The sequence below is a fragment of the Rhizobium sp. MHM7A genome (genome assembly GCF_005862215.1).
Lineage (GTDB): Bacteria > Pseudomonadota > Alphaproteobacteria > Rhizobiales > Rhizobiaceae > Rhizobium > Rhizobium bangladeshense.
In genome coordinates this window covers 1-3,491 of sequence record NZ_VCHT01000052.1, presented here as the reverse complement: position 1 = coordinate 3,491, position 3,491 = coordinate 1, and the positions used below count along the sequence as shown (strand labels likewise).

Below are 3,491 nucleotides of genomic sequence, written 5' to 3'. Positions count from 1 at the left end.
GCCGTGACCGGCGCAACTGCCTGACGTCACAAACAAGCGCCTTGTTCAGGCGTCCATGAAACAACGTGACATCGCCCCCGGCATCTAAGCCGAAGGCAGGCAGAAATTCCACTTATCCCGGCTGTCCGATTTTTCCGAGCCAGCTCTCTTGTGGTTCCAGCGATGTCCTCGGACATTCCGCAGGTAAAGGAAGCACAGGCCAAAGCCCCAGGTCTTCTTTGCCCGCGTCAGTCCGATCAGGAGATCGGCGATCTGCTCGTTCTCGTCGTTCAGCTTGGCGCTGTAACGATAGCAGGTCTCGCTGACCTCGAAGGTGCGGCAGGCAAGCGCAATGCTCACCCCGTGCAACGCCACTGCTTTCCCGGCCATCTCGCGTCGTTGAGACGGCCGTGTTATTTTTTTCCTAAGGCTTCCTTCAGCAGTTCTGCCTGCATGCTCATCTCGGTATACATCTTCTTCAGCCGCCGGTTCTCATCCTCCAGAGCCTTCATCTGGCTGATCATCGAGGCGTCCATGCCGCCATACTTCGAACGCTACTTGTAAAAGCTAGCAGTGCTCATCCCGTGTTCCCGGCATAACTCCGGCAGAGGAACGCCGCCTTCTGCCTGGCGCAGGATGGCAAGGATTTGGGGTTCGCTGAATCTGCTCGTCTTCATCAAAATTTCCTCGATCATAAAGCCCGAGAAATTTCCACTTTTGAAGCCCCTTAATGGCGGGGAGGATACCGAGTGAACGAATACACAAACAAAGAAAGGCGACAAAGCCATATATCCTGCCACCAAACCAAACCAAACCAAAAGTTGGATGTGACGCGTTGTTGACTCAGCAATCCGGCCGCCCTTTGCAGAACCCTAAAGTTGTGCCCTTTGACCTATAGCAAGAACCAACGGCTGCGCACAGAAGCTGCGACTCTATGCGATCGAAGGGACACACATCCAAGAGGTGCCTTTTGCTGCACCGAAAGGCAACAGCTGGGCCTTTCAAGATTATAAAAATGAGGTCCAATAGGCAGAGCTCCCCTTCTCTATATGAGCCTATTTCGTCTTCCCATTTCACCACAGACAATCAAATCTCCTTTGTCTCCATTCTTACTCTCCCCGAACACCGCAAATTTTTTTCTTCTATCACGAAGCACCTCTCTCACGATGGCAAATTGGGAGCTTGGCGAACCATTCCAGGGTCTCGGTCCTAACGCGCTGAGCCTGTACCTCGGTCCCCGCACGATTTCGTGGGCGCACCACGTCGGCGCGCCTTGGGTTGACATGACGTACCTCTACATGAGGCAGGACGACGCTCGTCTCTGTGTTGACAGGGGAGACTTCGCTGAAATCAGCACACATTATATGCTGACGCGGCGGCTACCGTCTTATGGCGCTCCACTCTCTGGGTGTGACTGGTGGCTAGCTGTCCCGTTATTGTGGTGCGAAGGCCGTAATTTCCAGTACCCCGCCTCCCTCCGCAACGCTGAAGGGTTTCCGGTGGTGGCGTGGGGGCGCGTTACAGCATCATATGAACCTTGAAGTTGCGCGTTTTTGCAGTCAGCTATTTTATTTTCCTTTGGTTTGTTACCGTTTTCTGCTGTTGTTTTTCTTGCTTTCCTTTAGTTATGCTTTTGACGCGCTATGGCGTCATGTTGTTGTTCTGTTTACTGAATTCAATAAATGCCAGGCAAGTTTGCACGCTTTGTATTCGCCCCGTTTACGTTTGATCACTTTACGACAAAATGGAGAGACTGTTATATACGCTGCATAGATTATAAAACGAATATCAACTGTTCTATATTGCACGACAAATAATGTCACAGCACACGCATTATACTATAGCATCAAGCGCTGATACTTAGAATTTTGAACACCTCTCTGAGGCAGGCCGACAGTGACCACTCTGACGTAGACTGAAAACGACGTCATATGTCATGCGAGACAGAAAATGGCAACTTCCGGGCCAAGCGCGAGCCCGGCATGACATTTACATCAGGATATATCCTGCCGCCGCCGCCGCCGCTTCAAATCGCCGAATTGCTTCTCTACGTTGAGCTGACGTGGCGGTGGCTTCATTAGGCCTCGCTGGTCGGGCGCATGCCGGCTAGCGAGGCCTAATGAAGCCAGGACAGCCTCAGGCTGGGTGGTAATCCTTCCCATTTTAACGGGGTTCAGCGGTAGAATTCACGCGGCCATTTTCAGTTTCTAAGCGTGATGCCGCCAATGCCATGTTGGGCTGTTCGTGGTTATATGTCCAAAGCCACTCCGTTGCGATCTCCTGCACCTCCGTAATGCTGTCAAAAACATACAGATCGAGCCAGTCATGCCGAACCGTTCGGTTGTAGCGCTCGACATCTGCTGAGGGGTATTGTCACGTTAACTGGGCTTCGGTTGTCTGCCTGACGGGTTGGGCGTAAATTTCGGCGATGCAGACACGAGATATCAGCTTCAAACGTCACCGTTTTCCGCCACGGATCGTTTCTCACGCGGTCTGGCTTTATTTGCGGTTCAACCTTGGTCTGCGTGAAGTTGAGGTGCTGCTCGACCGTGGAATCGACGTGTCATACCAGACAGTCCGCCGCTGGATCGCTAAGTTCGGACCCCAGATCGCACGCAACTTGCGGCGGCTGCAGGCGCGCCCCGGCGATATTTGGTATCTGGACGAAGTCGTCGTGAAATGCGCTGGAGAGAAATTCTGCCTCTGGCGTGCGGTCGATCAACATGGCACCGTTCTCGAAGAGATATTGCAGAAGCGGCGTGATAAAAGGGCAGCAAAGCGCGTGCTGGTGGCGTTAATGAAGCCCTATGGCTTTGCTCCCAAACGGATCATCACCGATAAGCTCCGCTTCTACGGTGCAGCAAAGGCGAAAGTAGCACCCGGCCTTGACCATTGGTCGGACAGGGCCTCAATAATCGGGGCCGAGACAGCCATCTGCCGTTTCGAAAACGGGAACGAACCACGCAAGGCCACCGATCACCAGGCACGTTGCAACGGTTCGTCTCCATGCGCTCAGCGACCCGCAATTGCTTTTTCAGTTCCGTCCCGTCGCCGCGCCGGGAAAACAATACGCTACCGTCGGCTCGAAGCTTTCGATGCATGGAAAATTGCGGCCTGTGTCGCCTGAATATCCACGAGCCGCTGACCTTTCCAGCCAGAGAAACTTAACGTGACAACACCCTTGAAACATCTTACCGGGCACGGTCCGACCGAAGGGCTGGGTTCGACCGAGCTTTTACACATCTATCTTTCCAACCAACTCGACGATCACCGTATCGGTGCCGCCGGCGCGCGCGTTCCGGGCTACGAAATCAGGCTCGTCACGCCAGATGGTGAGCCGGGGCGTTGGTGCATGGATCGGGACTTGAGCGGATCTGGATCTGTGATGGGGCTATCTATGTGGTCGGTCCATTGCGGCGGATGGATTTAGGGCGCGCGCATGCAAGCATACGATTGAGGGCGGCGCAGCCGATGGCCACTTCCGTCTGCTGAGCGTGAAACGACCGAGCCCG

4 pseudogenes are annotated in these 3,491 nt (G+C 54.0%); 1 reads left to right on the top strand and 3 read right to left on the bottom strand.

What is annotated here, in order from left to right:
* Positions 1-144: 144 nt before the first annotated feature.
* Both FFR93_RS40195 and FFR93_RS40190 read right to left on the bottom strand, forming a co-directional pair.
* Positions 145-656 (bottom strand): annotated as a pseudogene (locus FFR93_RS40195) (transposase); the annotation flags it as partial.
* Between the two features lie 1,530 nt (positions 657-2,186).
* Positions 2,187-2,343 (bottom strand): annotated as a pseudogene (locus FFR93_RS40190) (integrase core domain-containing protein); the annotation flags it as partial.
* A gap of 64 nt (positions 2,344-2,407) precedes the next feature.
* Between FFR93_RS40190 and FFR93_RS40185 the strand changes: the two are divergent.
* Positions 2,408-3,106, top strand: a pseudogene (locus FFR93_RS40185) (IS6 family transposase).
* 268 nt (positions 3,107-3,374) lie between these two features.
* On the opposite strand, the pseudogene FFR93_RS40175 reads toward FFR93_RS40185, so the two are convergent.
* Positions 3,375-3,491 (bottom strand): annotated as a pseudogene (locus FFR93_RS40175) (IS5/IS1182 family transposase); the annotation flags it as partial.